The organism is Gilliamella sp. B3801, from assembly GCF_026536645.1.
Taxonomy (GTDB): domain Bacteria; phylum Pseudomonadota; class Gammaproteobacteria; order Enterobacterales; family Orbaceae; genus Gilliamella; species Gilliamella apicola_I.
Window position 1 is genome coordinate 1 of record NZ_JAFNNR010000008.1, and the last position, 21596, is coordinate 21596.

Consider the following 21596-nt stretch of genomic DNA (forward strand, 5'->3'; position numbering starts at 1 on the left):
CCAACGTTAAGCTGTTGAGTCGTTTTAAGTGTAATTCGGGGCAGAATTGGTAAAGAGAGTCGTGTAAAATATCGAGTTCGCACATTTTGTTGTCTGATTATTGATTTTTGGCGAAACCATTTGATCATATGACAAGATGTGTATCTACCTTAACTTAATGATTTTGATAAAAATCATTAGGGGATTCATCAGTGCCCCGCATCCTCAAGTCCCTGCTCGTAATCACTCAGCACTAAAACATCACAGTGATGCTCTGAGTGGCTTTCAAAACGGAACCAAATGCCGACATCACTCAGTAAGCGCTGAATAAATTCAAGGTCGCTCTCTTGCCATTGAGTAATAAACTCGCGCGCAGGATAGCTATCGTTGAGCTCAAGGCGATAATCCACGCCGGTAAAACCATGGCGGCGTAGCACTTCCTCAACTACGCTCACCACACTCTGGTTTTGGTAAATTGCGCTAAAATGGTCATTGGCAAATAAGGCAAGGCGTGGCTGTAAGACGATACGGTAACGGGCTTCCTCTTTACTGACAGATAGCAAACTAAACTCAGTAATCACACCATATAATGTGCGTGGTAAGGTTGGCTTTTTAAGGGAGCTGATTTGAACGACTTGCTCAACAAGATTTGGAACTTCAAAGGTTAACGATGCTGATTGACTCAGTACTGAATTTATTGGGATCTGTTTATCAGCGCAGGTAAAGGTAATTTCATAGCGCCAAGGTTGGTTTAAAGCCTCATGCCCATCAAGCGATAACACGGATAGCCTAGTGCTAAGATTAAGTTCTTCAATTGTTAATGTATATTGATTATTGGCAACACCACTCACCACCGAGGCTAGCGTACCTGCCACTTGTTCTACCGTAGCCATAGCGATCCCTTATTATTTGCGCTCAATATTTATTATTGTTTATTTATTGAGTAATTTTATGAATGAATAACGATAAGCAGATTCGTTACCCTAAGATAGTTGATCTTTTAAAGCAGATCAATCTTTTTTACACTTAAATTATGAGGTTAGTGTATTGTTTATATTGACGATAATTTTCAAATAAGGATTATTATAAACAATATCAGGAATAAGTATTGTCGGATCATCAAATAAATACCCATGCACTTTTTTGGTACTTTTGGGGCCTTCAACCGCACACGTCCAGATACTATAGCCACATTCTAATCGTTTGTGGTATTTAAGCTTTTCAAAGGCTTTTTGCATATATCGCCATGCGGGAATTTTTTCGACTTTGGCGATCTGTTGCACCTGTGGAAATTCCATCACATAACGCATAAATATACCTGGTGTAATGATAAACAAGGTATCATCCACGGTATGAATTAAAGCTTGTGGTTCATTGATAATGAGTTTTTGCATTAAGATAGCGTCTTTTAACCACTGAATAAAATGTTCGCCCGATGGGATTATTTCATCAATTTGTTTCATTACTTGCTTTTCCGTATCGGTAAATTCAATCAACGTACTCTTTTGCTCAGTAGGCTCTTGTAATATTGATGAATAAGTATTAAAAAGATTAGTTGGATGACTATCAATGTTTAAGTTGGACTCAGTTGGGTTGATTTCAGTGACAGACAATTGACTGGCTATCTCCTCTAACACTGGTTGCTCATCCTCGTCATTCAGTTCAAGTAAATTGAATACCGCTTCTAAACTATCGGCAGGCAGTGAATCGTTAGGTGTTACGACTGGTTCAACTTTATGGTTTGTGTCGGATACATTCTGTTCTGTAAATGGGGATGGCATTTTTTGTGTCGCGTTATCATCAGATTGTTGCTCAGCATGACTGTCATCTTTTGACAGATTGATAACAACGGTTCCTTCAAAAACAGGTGGCTTTTCATCTAACCAAATCAGTGAAGGCATCACTTTTAAAAAAGTAAAGGGTTGCGACCAACCATTGCTGTGACTGGTGACGGTGGCATTCCAAATGGCTTTATCTTCATTTGTACTTAAAATAATATGGTGTTCTTGAAGTGCGGTGAAGAGTATCGAATTTTTGGAAGGGATCCCTTCAATACCTTGTGATAATAAGTAAGCCCTGAGTTTATCAGACACAGTTTTACTGACTAACCATAACCCGTCTTCGGTAAGCCAACCATCACTCGGCCCATTGTTGTTAAGTTTAAGTTCTTCTTTGACCAGGTAACGTAGCCCATCAAGCAGTTTTCGTTGCAGTGAATGTTTAGGTGAGTTCATCACTTGGTTGGTATTCCCACCTAGTGACTGTGCAACGGAGGCTTGGTCTGCTTTGGTGACAAGTTCACCTAATACGCCTGCTTGTTCCATTTGTCCTGCAATAAAGTAGGTGAACAGTGTCCATAACTCATGACTTTCAGCTAACCAATCAAGTAACTTCGTATCGATTATTTGCCGATATAACAGTCCAATACTAACACTGTGCAAACGATACTCACGATTTTTTTGATATTGAAATCGATACGAGGCTTTTAAAGGACCATGCCACGGATGCCAGATTGAACCATCTTGGTATTCTACATGGATATCAACGGCGATCTTGCCAATATCATGAAGCAGCGCCGCATAAGCGATACCGGCTGTCCAACAATCTTCTACGGCACTGCGCTCTTCAGGTGATGAGCCAATAGGTAATAAATAGGATTGGCGAAATTTTAATGCATAAGCCATGATTTCAAGCCCATGTTCAAGCATTCCACCTAAATAGGCATGATGGTGACTTTCTGAAGCAGGAAACAGTTGAACGAGTTCGGCATAGCGTTCAATGGGGTTTAAATAGAGTTGTTTAAATTGTGAGGATGACAACGACGTGCGCTGCCAGATAACTTTTAATAACTGCTGACAGCGCACGTTGGATAATAGGTTTTCTGCGGTTTGTGGTGCGATAAAACCATCGGGGACAGTGCGAGATACTTCAAAGGGGGAATTGCTCATGGCTTGTGCCTTTTTACCCCTAAATAATCCTAACCACATTGCCCTTTTCCTTTTTACCTTTTGCTTTCGTCGATAATCTTTTCAGAGGTAGAGGCCATCACGTTTGTGATGGCACTCTTACCCTTAACGACCTATTAATACCTTTTATCGCTTAAAACCTTTTTCCCTTTTCCTTTTAAAACCACGTAAATTATTTTGAAACGCACAAATTCATTTCTTGAAACGCAGGCACAGGTGAAGAAATAGAGCCTATAACATTGTGGGTATCGTAATAATGTCCACCGCTATTTGGTCGCAAGGTACTTGACCAAATATAATGACTGGTCATGAGACCATAACTGACAAGCGATCCCCATTCAGGTAATAACCCTTGTCCAATAGATCGAGTATAGTTTCTAACCCCGGCTTGACCCGATACATCCTGGCTCGCATTGGACAGTTGTGTTATTGCAGGTAATTGATAACGTTGATTCCCCCCAAGCCCATTGCACCAGTTATTGGCATTACCCCACGTCAGTAATTGATCGTTGTTATAAATAAACCAATGGTTGATTTTAAAGCGGTAAGTTAGGGCTGGACCAATCAGAATATTAAAGACATTGGCAGTAAACGGTTTGGGATTATTCGCCGTTGGGCCACTGAGTTTAACATGGAGCGTTTGACTATCCATCGGACTTAATTGCAGACTAACATTGGCTAAATGAGAATAAATCGTGTTAATGTCTTGTGTTAACACATCCACACCGAGTACTTTAATATCAAAATTCAGTCCATCCATCCCCGTTGTTGGGAAAGGGGTTTTACTTGCATCGTAAATAAACCCTTGCTGTGGATTCCAAATAGTCGTCACGCCCGCATAGTTACCACTGCCATAAGTCAGACTCGGTTTTAGATAACAAAGCGTGGGTTTTAAAGGGATAAGATACTGTTGACTAACATTGTAAGCGGTTGTATTAGGAACACCATAACGAGTTGTTAAATTAAGCGCTGCATTAAGATGCAAGGTAAAGGGGGCTTTATCGACCAGCTCACAAAAGGTATGACTCACATCGATTATCTCATTATATTTGTCTCGAAGCGTCAATGACGCACTGTTAAATGTAACCGTAAATACACCATCACCATCCACATCAAGCGCATCCCCCTCATTTAATACCATCGGGGCTATCGTGACGTGTTGGATAAAATCTTGAATTGTCGAGAGCGGATCAACCGCAGGGAAAGATTGCATTGTACTATTACCGTAAGTCTTCCCCTGATAATTGAACATTAATAAGCTAAACTGTTGTTGTGCTATTTCTTGTTCAAGCTGAGGATTAAATGTTGGAGCGCTGCCGATAATAAAATGGCTTGTGACCGCAGATACGGCGGCATGGCTGTAACCGGCAAGCCACAGTACTACGCAACAATATAACAAGAAAAATTTTAGGGTTGCTTGCCGAACGAGACAATAGCGTTTTATCTGTGTGTTACTGATCATCTTAACTTGTCCTCATTGTTTTCTCGGTTTCATCTTTTTAGGTAGTAGACTCTTTTAACAAAAAATAAAGTCTTAGAAAAATCGTTTATATAGATCAATAAAACCCCATTGATCGCCGATAACGATCAATCTAATTTCTTATCGGTTTAATGTTGTTTTTTGTTGATAAAACCCGCTACTCATGTTATTTTTTGACCATCAGCCCGATACCGCAAGGTGACTACTGTGAAAACCAACACTAACCACAAAGCCCCACAAAGCGTTCGAGGACGTTTAAGGCAGTCTGTTGGCTGGATTTTACGTAAAGAGTGCCAATTCCTGATTCGCAAAGGATTATCAGCTTCTTTTGCTAAAAAACTCACTGTAGTGATTAATCTGTTCATTCTTATTTCCTTACTGTTTATCTTGTTCCCTATGTGGATGGGATTAGTGACCTTAATCATTGGTGCATTGTTATTAGCTGGTGTGGATATTGATGTTTCTCCTCCCCCACAAGAAGAGTGGAGAATGGGACCTTCTGGTTGGGGACTTTATAAAGGTGATGAGTGCATCATTTGGAAAGATGACCCAGATGATTTGAATGATTAAAAAACTATATTTTGGTATCAATGAAAGTATTTTTCTCACTTACTAGCTCCTTTTGTTACAACCATCTTGCCAACCTTCATTAATGTTCCAACACCTTTTCCTCCAGCCCCTTTAGCATCATTGCTACCAGAAGTTAACATTTGCACCATGTTCCCTGCGCGAACACCAACCCAACTTAGAGCACTAATCAAAACATTGGTAATACGATAAACATCGCCCCCATTACAAAATTCAAGAGCATATCTCCCATCGCATTATCAATGCCTAGAAACGGATTCCAGTTACTATGAGGCGAGTCCCAACTATAAAGTGCGTCCAAAATCGTACTGTCAATCCAACGGGCCAGTTGAAACCAAAAATCCACAAAAAATAACGCGAACTCAACACAGCTTATTGTTACTACGGTTTTTAAGTCATACAGGCCAATGAGCAGTACGAGTGGAATACAAATCACCAGTGCCATTTTTAAAAAAGACAGCACCAGTGGTAAGGCTTGCCGTAATACATCCATTGACGGAAAATAAGACAATGACCCAACCGCAAGCCCAATATCACCGAGTGCTCCTACCACTCGATTATCCATGTTGCCGCCCACCACACCACCATAATCGGTATAGACAGAGCCTTGGTTCATGGTTTGTTGTCTTGGCGAGGCAATCGCTCTGACAATTTCATCGATCACTTCATCGTGGCTTTTTAAATGCAGCCAACGAGCAAAACGAGACAGTAAATCGGGTTCGACTTGTTTGATAATCTTTGCACGTAGCCCCTTGTTACTGTCTGACCACCACGTTGTGCAATTGGGATAGCCTCCGCCGTCATTGGTCTGAGCAAGCCCTGCATCACGAGCTGTGTTATACGGCCAGGCGGTTCTTGGGGTATGCGAGCGGTAAGTGTCATAAAAGCCAGCATTATCTAAAAAGTAGTGTGAACCTATCCAGTTCACATCACTCATTTGTTTATCCGTGAGGATTGGTCTATTCATAAAGAGTTTAGCCCGTGCCGGTCCATAGCAATCATGGGTAAAATCAGCGATTTCTTGAGCAAGCAGTGGATCATTGATACGGGTATTATCAATGTCGATACGCATTTGCCGTAAATCAATACCACACGGGATGGAGGCGACCGCACTACTGGTAATGCCCTTGGAAACGGAATGAATTAAAAACCACCATAGCGGTACTTTAGCGGTTTGATTATTCAGTGAAGTAAACGCATTGCTCCAATTGGTCTCTTCAGGCTTGGCAACTAGTACTTGGCATTGCTCGGAGCGGCTACTGTCGTATTTGATACTGGCTAGGTTAATATCAATAAAAGGCACACCGGCAAATAAAATCACCACTATCGCCACCCAAATACGGTTTTCAACGCGGATAGCCGATAGTGCCCCTTTGTTACCTTCATCAGCACCTTCAGCTCTGGCTTTAAGCCATTCTTGTAAAATAATACTGATAAAGGGTAAAACAAAGAGCCCTGAAGCTTCCAGTACTTGCCAAATGCCATTGCTGACAATCCAACCAACCAGGGTTAAGTAGTATTCAAGATAATCGGAGGTATAAAGTGTCATCACGCGTTACTATCTCCCGATCCCATTGCTCAGCTCTAATACAATGAAAGCAATCACGGTTGCGACTTCAATACGTAGAAAGCGCTGTTTAAGTGTGATATGGCTTTGTGGATAGTGGCGTAACTCACGGGCAGTCAAACGCCTTTTAGCCCACAACCAGCCCATAATCACTAGCGTGTATAAAACGATTCGCCAAATTAAGAAATAATATGAGTGATGTGCTAGCCAATTACGCCAGTTGCCCATTGTGCCGGTTATTTGAATACCTACTACATTAATCATCATTGCAACGCCCATCAATCCAATTAAACTGAGTAAGAACAGAGCAACACTACGATTGAAGAGCCAGTGTAGTTTTAGTTTTTTGTACATGGAGAATAGCCTCTATTCGCTTGGTTTTTGGATTTGTTGTAAGCGATTACGATCTGGATCACCTTGGTAAATAGTGCGTGAGTTCTCACTCCGAATTTGATGCCGATCTAAAATAGTTTTGGCGGCATTATTAGCGAGTTTTTGTCGTAAATCTAGCTCCGCATTAAGGTTGTTGATTTCTTGCTCTAGTATGCTGTTTTCTCGTGCTAGAGCACTCTGAGCTAAATCATTACTTGCGACATTCGGCTCTTTGCTACCGGTGATCATTACACGCTGTAGTAATAGTGCTTGCTCCATGACAGACGATAACGCGACTTCAGAAGCAAGACGAGTTGTCATCATGTCTAAATCAGGCTCATCACGAAGCGCTTCTATCACACCACGGGTAATGGGCAGCGATTGACTGCCCGCATTTTGCAGATTTTCAAAGGTCATCGTTTGGCTTCCAGAAACGAGTTCTTGAATATTCTTGAGTTTTTCTTCGTAGGTTTCTTGAATGAGTGGTGTTAATCCAACGCCTGCGGTGGTTTGGGTTTTCGTGCATCCTTCGCACGTTTGATGCACTTGTTCACCGAGTATTCGCACGGCAAAGGCACTCGCTTTTTCAGGGGATGACCACGTTTGGCACACTAAATTATTACCACATTGGCTTTTATTGGTGCTGTTGTTGTCCGTCACTGTACGACCATTAAGTAGGTTGTACCCTGATTTTGTCACATCAGACACGACTTTTATTGGATTTTGCCCGTTGCCACCGGCATTACTGCCACCCACCCACGGCACACCATTATTGCCTTTGTCAGCTTCCGTTTTATCAATCGCATCAACCGCATCTTTGTTTTGACTCACCGCACTCGATAATGCAGTCCCTTGAGCAAGTTGCCCCCAACCATAGCTACCACCAGCCATATCTGCCATTTTTTCGGTCATCGCACGACAAGTGAGTTTTGAACGGTCATAATCTAAGCGAGCTTGTAAGATCCCATTGGTTAACAGATTATATAGCGCGGGATCAGCCCGTTGTAATATCATGGCGGGTAATGAGGCTACAGCGCTGGTCGCGTTGTTAATGACGTTACCCATGATTTGCTGAAAGCCATTCGTTACGCCGTTGAGTTGGTTTTGTAGGGTGGTTTCCAAGTTCATGTCACCACAAATTAAGTTACTATTCCAACCCGCACCAATTTTGATACTTTGCATGTTGTTGTGCTTTGACATAGATACCGCGCGACCACCACCGATGTTGTAAAAAACATAATCATCAATGACAGCACCACTCGTATTAATACTGGTGTCATCGATTTGGGTTTGAATCGCGTAACTGGTCATTGGTACAGTAAATCCAACCAGGCTTAACAAGCTAATAAGCAACGTGCGTTTATATAAATCAATCATGTTTGGGTCCTTATTAAAAATCAATGCTATATAAAAAAGTTTGCCCACGGCGTTTACAGCAGCTATAAGGTCGCCATAACGTCCACCCATAAGCCCCATCGTCAGCTTGTTCATGCAGGGTTTGGTTGTCGGGAAACACTTGGCAACTGGAGGACGTTTTTGGGGTCAGTGCCTGCCATTTTCCGGTGGACGCTTTGCTCTCAATTAATTCACCAGCGGGCCAATAGCCGTCTTTTTTGTTAGCAAGGAGTGGCAAGTAAACATGCGGTTGTCCACGGCGCGTGACGATATCACCTGCTCGTTGTGCATTGGTTGCGGCTGCTTTGTAATCATCGGCTTGATGCGTAAAACCGCCACGCGGATAAACATTGCCCCATAAATTTGCTGAAGTACGTGTACCGATTTCTCGCGTTCCTGGGATTAACGATTCTGGATAGGCGACTTCGGGCACGTTGTAACGCCAAGCCACGGTATCAAGGGTTGAAATAAAATAAGGCATAAAGGATTGGCCTGCCCCTAGGCAACTATAACCGTAACTACTCACAAACTGGTTGAATAAGCTGCTACTCGGATGACCAATTACATCAACGTTATTAAATTTAGCAATGGCATTTTCGTTAGCTTGATTGGATGTTGCATAACTTCCACTTTGTGCACCAGGTACAGGGGTTCCCATAATAGCCGTTTCGGTCCAAGGGCTGTCGCCCGTACTGACATAGCTTGTGACCACAGCATCAGGGACATAGTGTTTGACTTTTACCGATGTTTTGACTTTGCAACCTAATGGTGTACACAAAAGCCAATAACAAATACCGGCAATTCGGTATTCGAGGCAATCTGGAGACAGCGTTGATGCGGAAATATCGACTGTATTAATTTTGGCATTGACGCTGAACGTTGCAAAAAAGGCTACTAATACGGTGATTGAGAAATGTTTACGGCTCATCCTGTCCTCGCTGCTTAATAAGCGCTAACGCAGCTAAAACATCTGATTCACCATAAACGACATAGCGATTATCCTGAATCACAGCAGGAATTTTGATGACACCTAGCTGATAAGCCGCTAATGCACCTTGTAATGCTTGCTTCATGTTTTGTTGATAGCTGTTTCCTAACGCCGTTAACCGCGCTTTGACGAGTTGCTCAGCTTGTACAGGATCATTGGGCAGATTGTCTGATAAGGTAGCATGAAGCTCGATGCTATCATCAAGCATAATAATTTCGGCATCATTAGGAATATTGTGCAGTGGATGTAGTTTATCAGTCACGATAATCACTGAAGCATAAACATTGAAGTTACCCAGCAGTATGCTGACGATAAATAATAAGGATTTGATTTTCATGAATTGCCTTCATTAAGATTACAATGCATGAGATTTAAACGCAGTTAGGCTGTTTGAACGAGGATTAATGGAAAATAGGCGTTGTTTATTTTAATAGCTTTAAATAGATAAAAAATCTGTCAATCCTATCCATCATATTAGGATAAGTGGGTATTTTGTCATTAGGTTATGACTTTGTTATAATGCTAGAGATTAATTTAACTGCTACTGATAATGTTTAAAAAATTTATTTTGCTATTTTTTATCTTTTTTTGTAACTCTCCCTGCTTCGCTTATTATCATGGTATGTTCCAAAGCGCCGGAGGTTATAAAGGTCCTCCTGAGTACAGGCTTCCATTAGCAGTTGTATCGATAATACTGGCTTTGGGTATTCCCATTGGATTAGCTATATGGGTAAATAGCGGCAAAAAGCCAACAAAAAATACAAATAAAAATGAAGACCTAAAACAACAAAAAAAGACAACTAGTAGTACTGAAAACATTGATACTTAAGATAGTGTTAAAGTTGATATCAAACCTATTTTCGGCGTTATACAGGGCGGTATATTAGGACTTGCCTTTCTCTATTTTTGCTTATATATAGCGCATAAATACTAATTTACATGATGAGTCTTTGACATCTAAAAAAGAAAGTTCCTGTTAAGGAACCTTCTTGAATATTAATTTACTCTTTAAACATTAAATGTTAACTCCTTACAATTGTTCATCCCACATAAAATTACTTTGCGGATAATCTTGCCAAATGGCTTCAAAAGAAGGATCAACAAAATCATTCATTTCTGATTGAGTCGGTTCAATCGTCTGCGCAGGTGTATGGGTATTTTCTTGTGTTTGGTTAATCTTAGGTTCTTGATGCACTTTTTTAATCGCATCAACATAGTGATTAAAAAGATTTAGATACTTAGCAGCATCCAACTTCTTTAACAATAACTTCTGTAATAAATACGGCAGTAAAACAATCATTCCTGCGATACTAACCCAAAGGTCAAGACGCACGACGATATTAAAGACCATGATGAAAAAGCAAATCTTAGCAATACCGTAATAGTGTTTTAAGTGTTTAGCATCAGTTTTTTTAGTTGGTTTTGACATACCATTTCTCCATTTCAGTAAATTAAAAAAGGAGAAATGTTTTTCACAGGGAAAAGTCACTTCCCCATAGGGTTAAATACATTTATTAAAAAAAACAAATAATTATTGTGCTTATAAGTCAATTTAAAAAGTCAGCATTCTTTCTATCATGCTGATTCAGATAATTCATAGGATTCACCACGTACTGCGGATAAAAGTATTTTTTTACCTTTCCTACTGATTTGTAGATTTAATTGATAATTGATTACCCAATCAAATATCTTGTCATGGGGATCAAAAGATTCAAAAAAATCACTACCTCCAAGATGACGACTAGAGTAATCAAAATAATCGGGATCAATATCAGGATTACAATTTTTCGCATAACCAATACTCATTTTATTGTGCGTATTTACCATCAAATAGACTCCACCGTCTTTAACTAACATGATGCGGCTATCATATTTTCTTGCCGTTATAATGATAGGAATAGCGACCGATGAATAAAATAATATACTCATAAAGATATCCTCTTTTATTTTTTAATAAAAATTCAGTACACTCGCGTTAAAAAGCCTGCGAGTAAGTAATGTTGTTTTATAATTCCGCACTCAATCATTGTCTTGCAATGACACTGACTCACAGAATGTCGCCAGTTTGGGTTTCACTGATAATGCTCAGTGAACAAGCAGGATGCACCGAACCGGTGCTTGCCATTCTTGGTTAGTTTAGGAGCAAAAAATGATGAATAAAGAGTTTATCCAAATTAGATCCCGCGTTTTTTATCCATCATTTGGGCCACTAGGATAGCGGCATCAAGTTCACTGATACCGTGCTTTTGCATCAGTTGATAACGTTCGTTCTTCTCTTCTGGCTCTGTCATGGCCAGCGCTAGATAAAGACTCGGTGGCACTGCTCTAAAGAGCACTTCCATTGATTTTGATAAAATAACGCCTTCGGTATATTTACCGGATTCTTTTCGGGCGGATAACATCAAGGCTTTTTGGGCATCATTGAGTTCACGAAAACGAGCGATTTTTTCCACTTCATCGGGCGGCATATTGAGACAAATCCACCATTCAATCATATTAAGCATTGGCTCAGCCGCTTTCGGTAAATCATCTACGTTTTGCGTCGCAAGCCAATACCAAGCACCAAGCTTTCGCCACATCTTGGTGATTTTGACTACATAAGGTGAAAGCAGTGGATTTTTGGTAATAATATGACCTTCATCAGTGACAAAGATAATGGGGCGTCCTAAGAACTGATCACGCTCTGCAATATTATTAACGGTATTAATCAGTGAGATATAAGCAATGGAAAGCTGTGCGTTATAACCTTCTCGCGCAAAGGTGGCGAGATCCACAATGGTAATATCGGTTTCTGGCCAAGGTGTTCCCGGTTTATTAAACATATCGCCATCCATTCCTTGACAAAACATGTCCATCGCATCCGCCATTTCAAGTAAGCGATTTGCTCTGGCTTCCGGGAGTTGTCCGATTTGCGCACGTTTCCTTAATGCATCACGAATATCCTGAGTGAGTACCATACGATCATGTTTTTCGCATTGCTCAGCCGCATCGACAATACATTGCCTTATCATGCTGCGATCAGCCCGTGTCATGCGTGCTTCTTCTTTTTCTTCACCTCCGGTAATCATCATCCGTGCCGTGATTTCAAGCTCACCGAGTACGTCTCGCTGTTCATCTTCTGTGTTTTTTTCAGTTTGCCCATTGAGTGGACTATCTTCATCAAGTTGATCGACATCAAGTGTTTCAACTTCATACGGGGTTTGCACTAAGCGCCTCGCATCGACAAAGGGGGCAAGGCTAACACCTGACCCCGGTGCCAGTCGTACTTTATTGACAGTCAGTCCTTGACGTTTGGCTAAGTCAGCAAATAAACCAAAGGAGTTACCCGCTTCCACAATAAATAACCGTGGTCGGTAGATAGCTGTGATTTGACTTAAAATATTATTGAGTGTGGCAGATTTTCCTGATCCTGTTGGCCCAAACAAAAATAGATGAGCATTCATTTGACGGTCGAGTTTATTGAGCGGATCAAACGTCACCGTTCCACCACCACGATTAAAAAAGGTGATACCAGGATGCCCTGTACCTTGACTTCTCCCCCACACAGGCGCTAAATTTGCCACATGCTGAGCAAACATCAGTTGGGTATACCACTGTTTTTTATCTTTAGCTGGGTTATAGACACAAGGCAGCCAACGTAAATAGCTATTGAGTGGGGCGACTTCATCTTCTTCGCGAATAGGTTGCAGTCCTGCCCCTAGCATGACATTACACAGTGCGAGTTCTCGTTCTTGCAGTATGTGTTCTGTTTGACCCCGTAAATAAAATGCAACCGATGCACGATAAAGTTTATGAGAACTCCCAATGAGTTTACGGGCATCATCCACATCATCACGGGTTTGTTCGGACGCAAGGGTTTCACCTACCGATTTTTTGGCTAAGTAATTAAGATGGGATTCCAAAATGTCTTGGGGCGTAATCACCATCGTGATACACAGCAAAGTGTCTTCTGGCATTTGGTCAAACAGTGCATTGATGGCATCACCGCCTTTTTTTGTTTCGCCGGTGATATGCCCCACACTCGGCGGAGAACGCAGTTTATCCAACACCAGTACCCGATGAGGACAGTTATCAAAGTACCATAAGCCCTTAGTAACGTCTGAACGTGGTTTGTTGAAAAACAGCCGTTCGCTAAAATCGACCCCACTGGCAAGTTCTAATTCACCACCTTCCACTTCAGGTGGATAACCCACCAGTTTATAAAAGTAATCGCGGTCTTTGGCCTCATTACCGAGCATATCAGGATAAGGATTAAACCAACGCAGTAACCAATCATGAATTTCTTGCGCACCGAGACGTTTTACTTTAATCCCTGCATTACTGAGTCCACCCACTAAACGGTCACACACGGTATTTAAAGCTTGTTCGGGTGAATTGTCACGGCGTGAAGCCATACCTTGTACACGTCGATAAATGACTAGCCGAATACGCCGATTTTGCCCACGCCAAGGCAGTTTAGTGACGGTATTATCAGTAAATAAACCGCCCGGTTTAGCAATCGCATAGAGGTGTTTTTCAAATAAGGAAAGGTAAGCTTCACTAAACTCACTGTCATGGGTTCGTGGTTGTCGGTAGTGGTTTAGATGATCGAGGTAGCTATCCCATGAGATTTCATCTTGAGCATAAAACTGAATCACCCACGGATTTTTTTCTTCTTCATCAAAACTATCTTGCAGAGCATTTTCTAAACTATCACGCACTTTTTGTAGCCAATTCGCTTCACGCCCTTCAGTACCAATGGGCATCACTTCATAAAATGCGACAACCGATTGTCCGTCATCGAGTAGCATGGTTTTTGAATCGGTTTGAAATTCAGCATAAGGCAGTAAATCAATAAAAGAAGGTCCACGTTGATACAATGCCTCTTCATCGGCCAATGTGGCATCTTTTTCTTTATTGGCTTTAGCTTTAGGTATCGACAGCTTAGCGTCTTTTAACCGTTCACAATACGTTTGCCAACTCTCTTGTTTCTGTACTTGTTCTAGCTCTTCGATGAATGAATCCAATGGCTGTGTTGGCTTGGTTTTGTTTGGCAGCAAATGAATTAATTTTTTTAACATTAATACGGCTCCACTCGTTCACCAGGCATGGCATACTGTACACGTTGATAAAGCGGAAATACTGTGCTGTAACCGGGCACGGGCACCGGATCGCTTCCGGCTAGGTGGGGAAATACATACATCACTAAATCTGGATTAGGCAGTCGTTTAAATTGATGAGTAATTTCGGTATGGGCTTGCCGTGTATAGTTAGTTTGAAAACTGACTTGTAAAGCAAGCTCTGACTCGGTTAATGGTCTTCGTAGTTGAAACCGTGCGTCTATTAATTGCTGAGCGGTTTGATTGCCAGACACAGAAACACTACCCCCTGTACCTTGATTCCATACATCAAGCATGGTGGTGCTATCATGGGGTAATAGTTCATCTTTACTGGTTGAACACGCCGATAACACCAATGTGAATGAAAGTATTAAAATCAGTTTTATATTATTAGTCGAGCGATAAGGCATGTGTCCCTCCGTTGTTTTTATAATCAACACGACGACCTTGTTCATCAAAGTCAATCGCCAGTTCTTGGTCTAAGTGTACAGCGACCTTTGCGCCGGGTTTCACATAAACCGCCGCAAAGGCTTCACCGTAAAGTTTGTTCATCCAGGTAGAAATATCTTTCACGCCACCTTGTAAAATTTGCCCCACCGCATCAGTGCTAGTCGTGACATCACCGCCATTGGAATAGGTGTTATTGTCGGAATCACGTAATAAATAAGCTACGCCTGCACCTGCAGCAGTAATCAGTGATTGATTACCAATATACTCAGCCGCATTGCTTTTACGCTCGCCTGAAACGCACGGAATGCCATAAGGGTCTGAAATCCAGCCTAAACCTCCAGCGGTGGCGTTACGGTTGTTTTTATTTTGCGTGGATTCACCTGTGGCAGGTTTGGGAACGGTGCGGATAGTGCCGTCGTTGAAGACAAAAGTCATGGACGTAATTTGTCCTCGTACACACGAGAGTGTCCAATCCCCTGATGCGCTACCTGATAACACCGCGCCGACGACATCGGGTAAATCAATGCCGTTAGCGGTTAAGTTATCGGGGCCGACTAATACCTTGAAGGGATACGGGTCATTGACTGTACCATCGACCGGCACTCGGCCAATTAAGGCAGTCATGGCAACCGAACCCATGAGAGTTGAATTGGCGGGGATGGTGTAAACTGGCGTTAAGCTATCGTTTTTTTCGGCATAGTTTTCATGCCTAATTTTTTGTCCGGCAAACAGGCTTTTATCTTCACTATTGCTACGGTTAAAACTGGTGGCAAAGGGGTTTCCTGCATTTTGATTACGTAGGTCTGGCGTCGGTTTAACGTCCGAGGGTTCAACCCAAATCACGGTTTCAGGAACAGTTTGTGCTGTTTCTAGTCCTAAACCAATAGGAAGATCAACGGATGGTTTATTCCCTAGACTACTTATACGATTTTGTAACTCGCCAAGCAGCTTACTTGTTTGCTGCTGTTCTTTTGCATTTCGTTGTTGTTCTTGACGTAAACGTTCTTTTTCACTGTTAAATACTGAATTAATTTTTTGGTCAATATTGCTTTCACGGGCACGTAAGCGCTCATTCTCCACTTTTTGATCTTGGTAATTTAGCCTTGTGTCTTGCAGTTCTTGACGTAATTGTTTAACTTGACCGACCAGTGTTGCCAGTGTATCCCTTGGTGTATCGCCTTCAATGCCCAAGGCCTTCATTTCTTCAGCCGTCAAACGTGGCGCAATGTCAGTGTTACTTTCGGTTTCTTTATTGCTCGTTAGCGTTTTCGCCACAATAAATATCACAATAAAGAGCACTGGAATAACCAGCCATTTTAGTAACGCATTACTTTTCATCATCCACTCCTTGTTCACTGTAATAAATACCTTGCATCGCATCAAAACGGCTAATTGTTGGCAATAGTGCGTTGGCTAAGCCTTTTTGATAGGTGACTAAATAGACAACGGTGGTATCAGTTGCTTGTCCTTTGGGACCAAGTGTCTGATGCTGGAAAGTGGCCGCGATAAAGTCACCTTGTAATAACCTTGGATCAAGTTCAATTAATTCGTTACAGGTGTTAGTTAACTTAACCGCACTGACCACGTAATTATCGAGCTTCCACGCTGCAAGCACATTCGATTTAATCGCTTGAGTGGGTAATAAACTGGCCAGGTTAAGTTTTGAATTGATATTAACTCGACTCACACCTCGAACGGGTTCAACGGTGCGAAGAGGTGCATAAAGGTTTTGCGATGCATATCGAGTAAGCACAATAGGAATGGGCGTTTCTGGTACTGACTTGGCTTTCGTTGCGCTATTTTGTTCACTGTCTTTATCAACTTGATGACTATTTTTGCCATAACGTATCGGTGTGTGATCGCCCTCTATAATTTGTACGGGTTCTAAGCTCACCTCTGATTGATCAGGCTTTGTCGCTACAATGTCCATCAACATTAATGCACCCGTTTCAGCATCTTGCAGTTGTAAGCGAGTCGGCGCTATCGGTTCACTGGCAAGTAAATAAAGGGTGCCACCCGTGGATTGTACACGCAGTTTGCCTTCTAATGATGATGGCACGCCAACACGCACATTACTATCAACAAAAATCACGCGCTCTTGCCCAACAAGTAACGGTACGGCAATAGGCATTCGATCCCATTTCATTAACTCAACCGCCCACGTTGCAAAAGGTGTCATACTCAGTAGAGCAATTATCGATAACATCGTTCTGATTTTATTTAGATGATTTATCATGGCTTGTTTCCTAATGCATTATTGGCTTTTTCATTGGGTAACACTTCTATTCGCTGTGGCGTGGTATCGTAACAATCAAGCATTAAACCAAACGGATTTTTTTCAGGGTCAACATCCATTTTGATAACGCGCACGGGGTAACGGACTAACGCACGTTTCACTTGCTCTGAACCAAAATATTCATCAGCGGCGATATCAAAGGTAACTAACCATTCATCATTACTGAGTTGTTGCACACGTTTAGTCGGATCATCGGCATAACCACGGCCGGGGATTTCATAAATACCGCGTACCCGTTTACGCAGCTCACCATTATCACGGCGGATGCGGTAGTCCGCTTGTAAATAGGTTTGGCAACTTGGGGTGAAATAGGCAGATAAGCTGTGAATGTTACGCTGATAATCCACTTCACCGTCAGTCGGCCAGCGATTAAGATGTTGGAAAATATAAAATCCAAAACTATAAACCGACTCAGGCGGTACATCCCACCAAAGCCTTGTACTCCCAGAGCGTAAATCAGGCGGTACATGAATGGTGAGTGATTTTGGGGAGCGCAACCAACCAAAGCCCATAAATAAGGTGAGAATAAACATCGTTAACACAACAATTCTCAATGTTGTCACATGGGCTGTTAGGTGCTTTATTTCATTTTTAAAACGACTCATCGTTTAGGTCGCTCCTCTCTTTTTTTATTGTTGCCAGGATCACGAGGGCGACGTTTAGGATCTTGCCTTGCTAATTGCTCTCGTTTAACTTCCCAACTACTGGTCAGTGTAATCAATGTTTGACCGCCAGTAAGTTTTCCGAGCATTGGCATCTGTTGTTTTAGTTGCCATTGCATTTGACGGTATAGCCAAGTGTCAGGACGCCCCCGTTTTTTACGCCTTAAAAGACTGCCGCCAATAAATACTCCAGCGGCAATACTGACTAAGACGGTGGTCGGTGCCATCCCGATTTGCCCGGTCAACAAGGCCACCACAATTCCTAGTCCAAGCCCTAATAAGCCAGTGATAGCTACGGTTAGCCACAATTCATCCGCTGTTAAACCTCGTACAATGACGGGTTGACGATTAAGACGATTGGGTAAGAAATTGACCGTACCATCTTCCAATAAGTATTCTTCATCACGCATAGACAATCCTTATAAAATACCTGTACCTTCGGTTAATAACCAAATACCAATCACCAGCAAAATAGCACCCACCGCAACGGTTAAACCAAATTGTCCCCAGGTCTTTTTGTTTTGTTGAATTTCGGCATAAACGACATAGGCGTGATAACACACCCCGATAAACATGCAGGAGATAACCAGCAGAGCAACGAGCATCACGGCATCATAGGCATAGTTCTGAATGGTTTGCCAAATACCATTACCGCGACCTCTTGACGGATCTTCCATCTGCGGTAAACCGGCTGCTTGTGAAGTGAAAGAGATAATCGTCAATGAACATACATTAATCATGGTGACGAAATAACGGGATAATTTGTTAAGCATATAAAGTCCTCTTAAACAATTGAAATAAATTAAGACAGAAGGAGAAAAGTTAAAACGCAGTAGATGACCCCAAAACGAACAACCACCATCACAAACTCTTTGTGACTAAGTTGTTTAGTGACCCATCCGGCATAGGCAGTCTTGATTGCCCATACACCCCATAAAATGAGTACGGCAAAGAAAAAACCGAGAATCAGGTAACTGAGCTGATCGGCAGTAAACCCACTGTTAATACTGAATGCATCGCTTTGATTACTCGATAAACTCATGGTTTATCCTCTGTCTGATAGTCACCCGTTAAAATGATAGGATCACGCGGTTGTGCTCGAATAGGGTTTTGATAGCGATTAATGCCTTGCTTTATCGTACTGATGTCGTGCTTTAATCGTTGATAATCAAAATAATAACGTTGGCGTTCGGTGATAGGTTTACTTGCTTGCACGTTAATACGATATTCAATAATCGTTAATTGCCTTGTAATATCATCAAGTTCGGTTTGCTCTAGATGATTACTCGCTGTACAAACGCCACTGGCAAGACCTAGCACTAGCCATAAAATAAATTGTTGAGATGTTTTTTTGAGTACCATATGACATTTCTCGTTGTTGAAAAACGTCGTTATGATGCGATGAAGAAGAATAAATTACGTGATTAAATACAAAATAGGTATTGCAGATTTCGAAATGAATCACAAGCTAAACACTGTACATGCAAAATAGTGAGTAATGAGGTATTAAAGCTATTCATATTGATTGTGCATGATTATAATAACTGATTCGAATCTATTCGCTATAGATGTTATTAAATTAATCAAAGAGAGAACCATGAATAAATCTGAACTCATTCAAGCCATTGCCACTAAGGCAGATATTACTCAAGTAGAAGCAGGAAAAGTGCTTAATGCATTGTTAGAAACAGTTACTGAAACATTACAAAAAGATGAACCAGTCGCATTAGTTGGCTTTGGTAGTTTTGAGGTACGTCAGCGCGCTGAACGTCAAGCACGTAACTTACAAACGGGCAAGCCGATGACCATTCCAGCTAAAAAAGCGCCGGTATTTAAAGCAGGCAAAGGGTTAAAAGAAGCGGTTGATGCACCAAAAAAGGCTAAGAAGAAGTAATAATTGTCTTTTTAGCCTACTATATGTTAGCTAATCGTTACTAAATAAGAAGCCGACTGTCGGAGAACATTTTTATTTAAGGATAAATGATGGTAGACCCAGAAGATGAATGGATGAAGGTGCTTATTGAGCAGTTTAATCGTGTACCCGATGAAGATTTTGAGGGTTATTCTCCCGAGGAGATGGGATCTTTGTTTGATTTTTTAAAAGATCCTCTCTCCCCTGTCAAAATTAATGTGTTATCCGATAGAGCTTACGAAGCAATACCACTACTTAATCAAGTGTGTTTGTTGATGTCTATTTTGGATGAGCAGCAAACACTCGCATTAACCAAAGCTGGTAACTTACCGCCCAAATGGGTCAAAGCGCTATATGTTTTGGGGCCTCCTGAGCCCACGGTTGAAATAAGTCCGAAAAATGTAATTAAAGAGCAAGATACAATTGCGGTGCATTTAGCCAGGGTGCTATTAAGTGGCTTTCATTTAAGCAAAGAACGTAATAATAAGCTGTCACTAACCCAACAGGGTAAGCGGTTGCTTGGTAATAAACCCGCATTAGTACATGGTCTGTTGGATGTATTAGCCAATAAGTTTAATTGGGGATACTTTGATGGCTTTGATAATAGCGATATTGGCAGAATGGGGCTCGGATTTACTTTAGTTTTGTTGGCGAAGTATGGTAATACCCAACAAACGCTTGAGTTTTACGCTGACAAGTATTTTAAGGCTTTTCCAGGATTATTGGGTAAACACAATATCCCTGATCCTTATGTTTCTGCCGAGGATAGGGCTAAATACTGTTATTGCTTTAGGAATTTTGAGCGTTATTTGTCGTATTTAGGGTTAGTGGATCTCATCACCAAGCCCAGTTCTTATGGGTTTAAGGCGTTGGTTAAAAAAACACCTTTATTTGATCAGTTAATTTCTGTCCTCAAACCTCAAAGGAATGGTAACAGAGTGTTGCATTAGCTCAGTGTTACTCAATGCTTTCCTTCTGTCATTTACATCAAGATTGGTAGTTAACATGTTGCAACATAATGTCTGGGCGACGTTCTAGGTGAAGTTCAAAGATGATTCGACCATTTTCATCAATTTTTTGTTTCAAGGTCTCTTCATCTACTACGTTTAGCCAATAGTCCGCTGGACGGCCAGTGCGTTTGTCGTGTTCGGCGGTCACGGGGTCTAGGCTTCGGTACTCTTCCAGCTCGGGGATATCGGGTAAGGGCTGACTAATATCCATGTAGTTTTGTAGAAAATCCCACACCGCACCATGAGGTTCGATGTTATAGCTAGGGCCCTGTAAGGGGTACATGCTCATCAGTTTTTTAGGGCTGTAGCGGTGCACAATGTAAAGTTGGTATTGCATAATGCCTTGCTTGGACACAAAGCTATTTAAATAGGCATCAAACTCGTAAAATGGATGCTGCGAGGCTTGTTTGGTTTTTCTGTCGTACAGGGTGACAAGTCCTGTACGGCGATTAAACTCATACTGAGGGCCTAAGCTTTTAGCAAAGAAAAATCCTTTGCAATGTTTAAATATAAATTCACTGAATTTCCATAAAAAAAAAGGGGTTAAGCTTATCCAGCACCATGAAAAAAAAGCTTCTTCAAATGTAACTTTATTAATAGTGAAATACATAAACAAACAAATTATTGTTGATAAAGGTACAAATAGAAAAGTGGTTATTTTACTAAGGGACATAAAAAAACCAATCAAAGTCAAACGCATAGTAACATGGGGCATACGGTAACACTCATGATTGAACTCTGCCCCTAGATCGTTGATCTTTTTTTTCAGATGCGTCCGTTGCGTTGCACTGTAGTTCGCTTCCATATACCGTAAGTTTTTCACCTGAAACTT

24 protein-coding genes and 1 pseudogene are annotated in these 21596 nt (G+C 41.5%); 4 read left to right on the plus strand and 21 right to left on the minus strand.

Going from position 1 to position 21596, the window contains the following annotated elements:
• From J3U14_RS08120 to J3U14_RS08135, 4 genes are all read right to left on the minus strand, one after another.
• The coding region (locus J3U14_RS08120) for a transposase (protein ID WP_072075904.1) at nucleotides 1-85 on the minus strand (85 nt) is incomplete at its 3' end.
• Between the two features lie 103 nt (nucleotides 86-188).
• The gene (gene vgrG / locus J3U14_RS08125; protein ID WP_267352108.1) at nucleotides 189-872 is read right to left on the minus strand and encodes a type VI secretion system tip protein VgrG; all 684 of its coding nucleotides are present in this window, start codon (nucleotides 870-872) and stop codon (nucleotides 189-191) included.
• A 138-nt stretch (nucleotides 873-1010) separates the two neighbouring features.
• Nucleotides 1011-2966, minus strand: coding sequence for a MobH family relaxase (gene mobH / locus J3U14_RS08130; protein ID WP_267352106.1), 1956 nt, complete (start codon nucleotides 2964-2966; stop codon nucleotides 1011-1013).
• A gap of 151 nt (nucleotides 2967-3117) precedes the next feature.
• A complete protein-coding gene (locus J3U14_RS08135) occupies nucleotides 3118-4407 on the minus strand; it encodes a hypothetical protein (RefSeq protein WP_267352104.1) in 1290 nt (429 codons plus the stop codon).
• Between the two features lie 225 nt (nucleotides 4408-4632).
• Here J3U14_RS08135 and J3U14_RS08140 point away from each other — a divergent pair, with 225 nt between their 5' ends.
• Nucleotides 4633-4995: a DUF3742 family protein gene (locus J3U14_RS08140; RefSeq protein ID WP_267352103.1), complete on the plus strand. Its 363-nt coding sequence runs from the start codon at nucleotides 4633-4635 to the stop codon at nucleotides 4993-4995.
• A 35-nt stretch (nucleotides 4996-5030) separates the two neighbouring features.
• On the opposite strand, the pseudogene J3U14_RS08145 reads toward J3U14_RS08140, so the two are convergent.
• The 5 genes and pseudogenes from J3U14_RS08145 to J3U14_RS08165 all read right to left on the minus strand — a co-directional run bounded on the left by J3U14_RS08145 (nucleotide 5031) and on the right by J3U14_RS08165 (nucleotide 9672).
• A pseudogene (locus J3U14_RS08145) lies at nucleotides 5031-6562 on the minus strand (conjugal transfer protein TraG N-terminal domain-containing protein).
• Nucleotides 6563-6571: 9 nt separating this feature from the next.
• Entirely contained in the window at nucleotides 6572-6934 is a 363-nt protein-coding gene (locus J3U14_RS08150; RefSeq protein WP_267352102.1) for a hypothetical protein, read from the minus strand.
• Nucleotides 6935-6946: 12 nt separating this feature from the next.
• Nucleotides 6947-8263 carry an integrating conjugative element protein gene (locus J3U14_RS08155; protein WP_416380165.1) on the minus strand — a complete coding sequence of 439 codons (1317 nt, stop codon included), beginning with the start codon at nucleotides 8261-8263 and terminating at the stop codon, nucleotides 6947-6949.
• A gap of 79 nt (nucleotides 8264-8342) precedes the next feature.
• Nucleotides 8343-9275 carry a TIGR03756 family integrating conjugative element protein gene (locus J3U14_RS08160; protein ID WP_267352098.1) on the minus strand — a complete coding sequence of 311 codons (933 nt, stop codon included), beginning with the start codon at nucleotides 9273-9275 and terminating at the stop codon, nucleotides 8343-8345.
• The gene (locus tag J3U14_RS08165) at nucleotides 9265-9672 is read right to left on the minus strand and encodes a TIGR03757 family integrating conjugative element protein (protein WP_267352096.1); all 408 of its coding nucleotides are present in this window, start codon (nucleotides 9670-9672) and stop codon (nucleotides 9265-9267) included. The genes J3U14_RS08160 and J3U14_RS08165 overlap by 11 nt, the downstream gene beginning before the upstream one ends.
• A gap of 213 nt (nucleotides 9673-9885) precedes the next feature.
• On the opposite strand from J3U14_RS08165, the gene J3U14_RS08170 reads away from it, so the two are divergent.
• Nucleotides 9886-10164: a hypothetical protein gene (locus tag J3U14_RS08170; RefSeq protein WP_267352094.1), complete on the plus strand. Its 279-nt coding sequence runs from the start codon at nucleotides 9886-9888 to the stop codon at nucleotides 10162-10164.
• A 201-nt stretch (nucleotides 10165-10365) separates the two neighbouring features.
• Here J3U14_RS08170 and J3U14_RS08175 read toward each other — a convergent pair whose 3' ends face one another.
• From J3U14_RS08175 to J3U14_RS08225, 11 genes are all read right to left on the minus strand, one after another.
• A complete protein-coding gene (locus J3U14_RS08175) occupies nucleotides 10366-10764 on the minus strand; it encodes a hypothetical protein (protein ID WP_267352092.1) in 399 nt (132 codons plus the stop codon).
• 146 nt (nucleotides 10765-10910) lie between these two features.
• A complete protein-coding gene (locus J3U14_RS08180; RefSeq protein WP_267352090.1) occupies nucleotides 10911-11264 on the minus strand; it encodes a DUF3085 domain-containing protein in 354 nt (117 codons plus the stop codon).
• 245 nt (nucleotides 11265-11509) lie between these two features.
• Complete coding sequence (locus J3U14_RS08185; RefSeq protein ID WP_324169820.1) at nucleotides 11510-14395, minus strand: conjugative transfer ATPase; 2886 nt, start codon at nucleotides 14393-14395, stop codon at nucleotides 11510-11512.
• On the minus strand, nucleotides 14395-14844 hold the full coding sequence (locus tag J3U14_RS08190; RefSeq protein ID WP_267352089.1) for a TIGR03751 family conjugal transfer lipoprotein: 450 nt from the start codon (nucleotides 14842-14844) through the stop codon (nucleotides 14395-14397). Before J3U14_RS08190 ends, J3U14_RS08185 begins: the two co-directional genes overlap by 1 nt.
• Nucleotides 14825-16222, minus strand: a complete 1398-nt coding sequence (locus J3U14_RS08195) for a TIGR03752 family integrating conjugative element protein (protein ID WP_267352110.1) — start codon at nucleotides 16220-16222, stop codon at nucleotides 14825-14827. Before J3U14_RS08195 ends, J3U14_RS08190 begins: the two co-directional genes overlap by 20 nt.
• The gene (locus J3U14_RS08200) at nucleotides 16212-17120 is read right to left on the minus strand and encodes a TIGR03749 family integrating conjugative element protein (protein ID WP_267352088.1); all 909 of its coding nucleotides are present in this window, start codon (nucleotides 17118-17120) and stop codon (nucleotides 16212-16214) included. The genes J3U14_RS08195 and J3U14_RS08200 overlap by 11 nt, the downstream gene beginning before the upstream one ends.
• Entirely contained in the window at nucleotides 17117-17785 is a 669-nt protein-coding gene (locus J3U14_RS08205) for a PFL_4703 family integrating conjugative element protein (RefSeq protein ID WP_267352086.1), read from the minus strand. Before J3U14_RS08205 ends, J3U14_RS08200 begins: the two co-directional genes overlap by 4 nt.
• Nucleotides 17782-18252, minus strand: coding sequence for a TIGR03750 family conjugal transfer protein (locus J3U14_RS08210; protein ID WP_267352085.1), 471 nt, complete (start codon nucleotides 18250-18252; stop codon nucleotides 17782-17784). The genes J3U14_RS08205 and J3U14_RS08210 overlap by 4 nt, the downstream gene beginning before the upstream one ends.
• A gap of 9 nt (nucleotides 18253-18261) precedes the next feature.
• The gene (locus tag J3U14_RS08215; RefSeq protein WP_416380164.1) at nucleotides 18262-18582 is read right to left on the minus strand and encodes a TIGR03745 family integrating conjugative element membrane protein; all 321 of its coding nucleotides are present in this window, start codon (nucleotides 18580-18582) and stop codon (nucleotides 18262-18264) included.
• Between the two features lie 62 nt (nucleotides 18583-18644).
• Nucleotides 18645-18884, minus strand: a complete 240-nt coding sequence (locus tag J3U14_RS08220) for a TIGR03758 family integrating conjugative element protein (protein WP_267352082.1) — start codon at nucleotides 18882-18884, stop codon at nucleotides 18645-18647.
• Nucleotides 18881-19204 carry an RAQPRD family integrative conjugative element protein gene (locus J3U14_RS08225; protein ID WP_267352080.1) on the minus strand — a complete coding sequence of 108 codons (324 nt, stop codon included), beginning with the start codon at nucleotides 19202-19204 and terminating at the stop codon, nucleotides 18881-18883. Before J3U14_RS08225 ends, J3U14_RS08220 begins: the two co-directional genes overlap by 4 nt.
• Nucleotides 19205-19439: 235 nt before the next feature.
• Between J3U14_RS08225 and J3U14_RS08230 the strand changes: the two genes are divergently transcribed.
• Both J3U14_RS08230 and J3U14_RS08235 read left to right on the plus strand, forming a co-directional pair.
• A complete protein-coding gene (locus J3U14_RS08230) occupies nucleotides 19440-19736 on the plus strand; it encodes an HU family DNA-binding protein (RefSeq protein ID WP_267352079.1) in 297 nt (98 codons plus the stop codon).
• An 89-nt stretch (nucleotides 19737-19825) separates the two neighbouring features.
• Nucleotides 19826-20704 (plus strand): hypothetical protein, encoded by an 879-nt coding sequence (locus tag J3U14_RS08235; protein WP_267352078.1) that lies wholly within the window; start codon nucleotides 19826-19828, stop codon nucleotides 20702-20704.
• A 37-nt stretch (nucleotides 20705-20741) separates the two neighbouring features.
• Here the strand turns inward: J3U14_RS08235 and J3U14_RS08240 are convergent, their stop codons facing one another.
• A complete protein-coding gene (locus J3U14_RS08240; RefSeq protein WP_267369619.1) occupies nucleotides 20742-21587 on the minus strand; it encodes a hypothetical protein in 846 nt (281 codons plus the stop codon).
• Nucleotides 21588-21596: the final 9 nt, after the last annotated feature.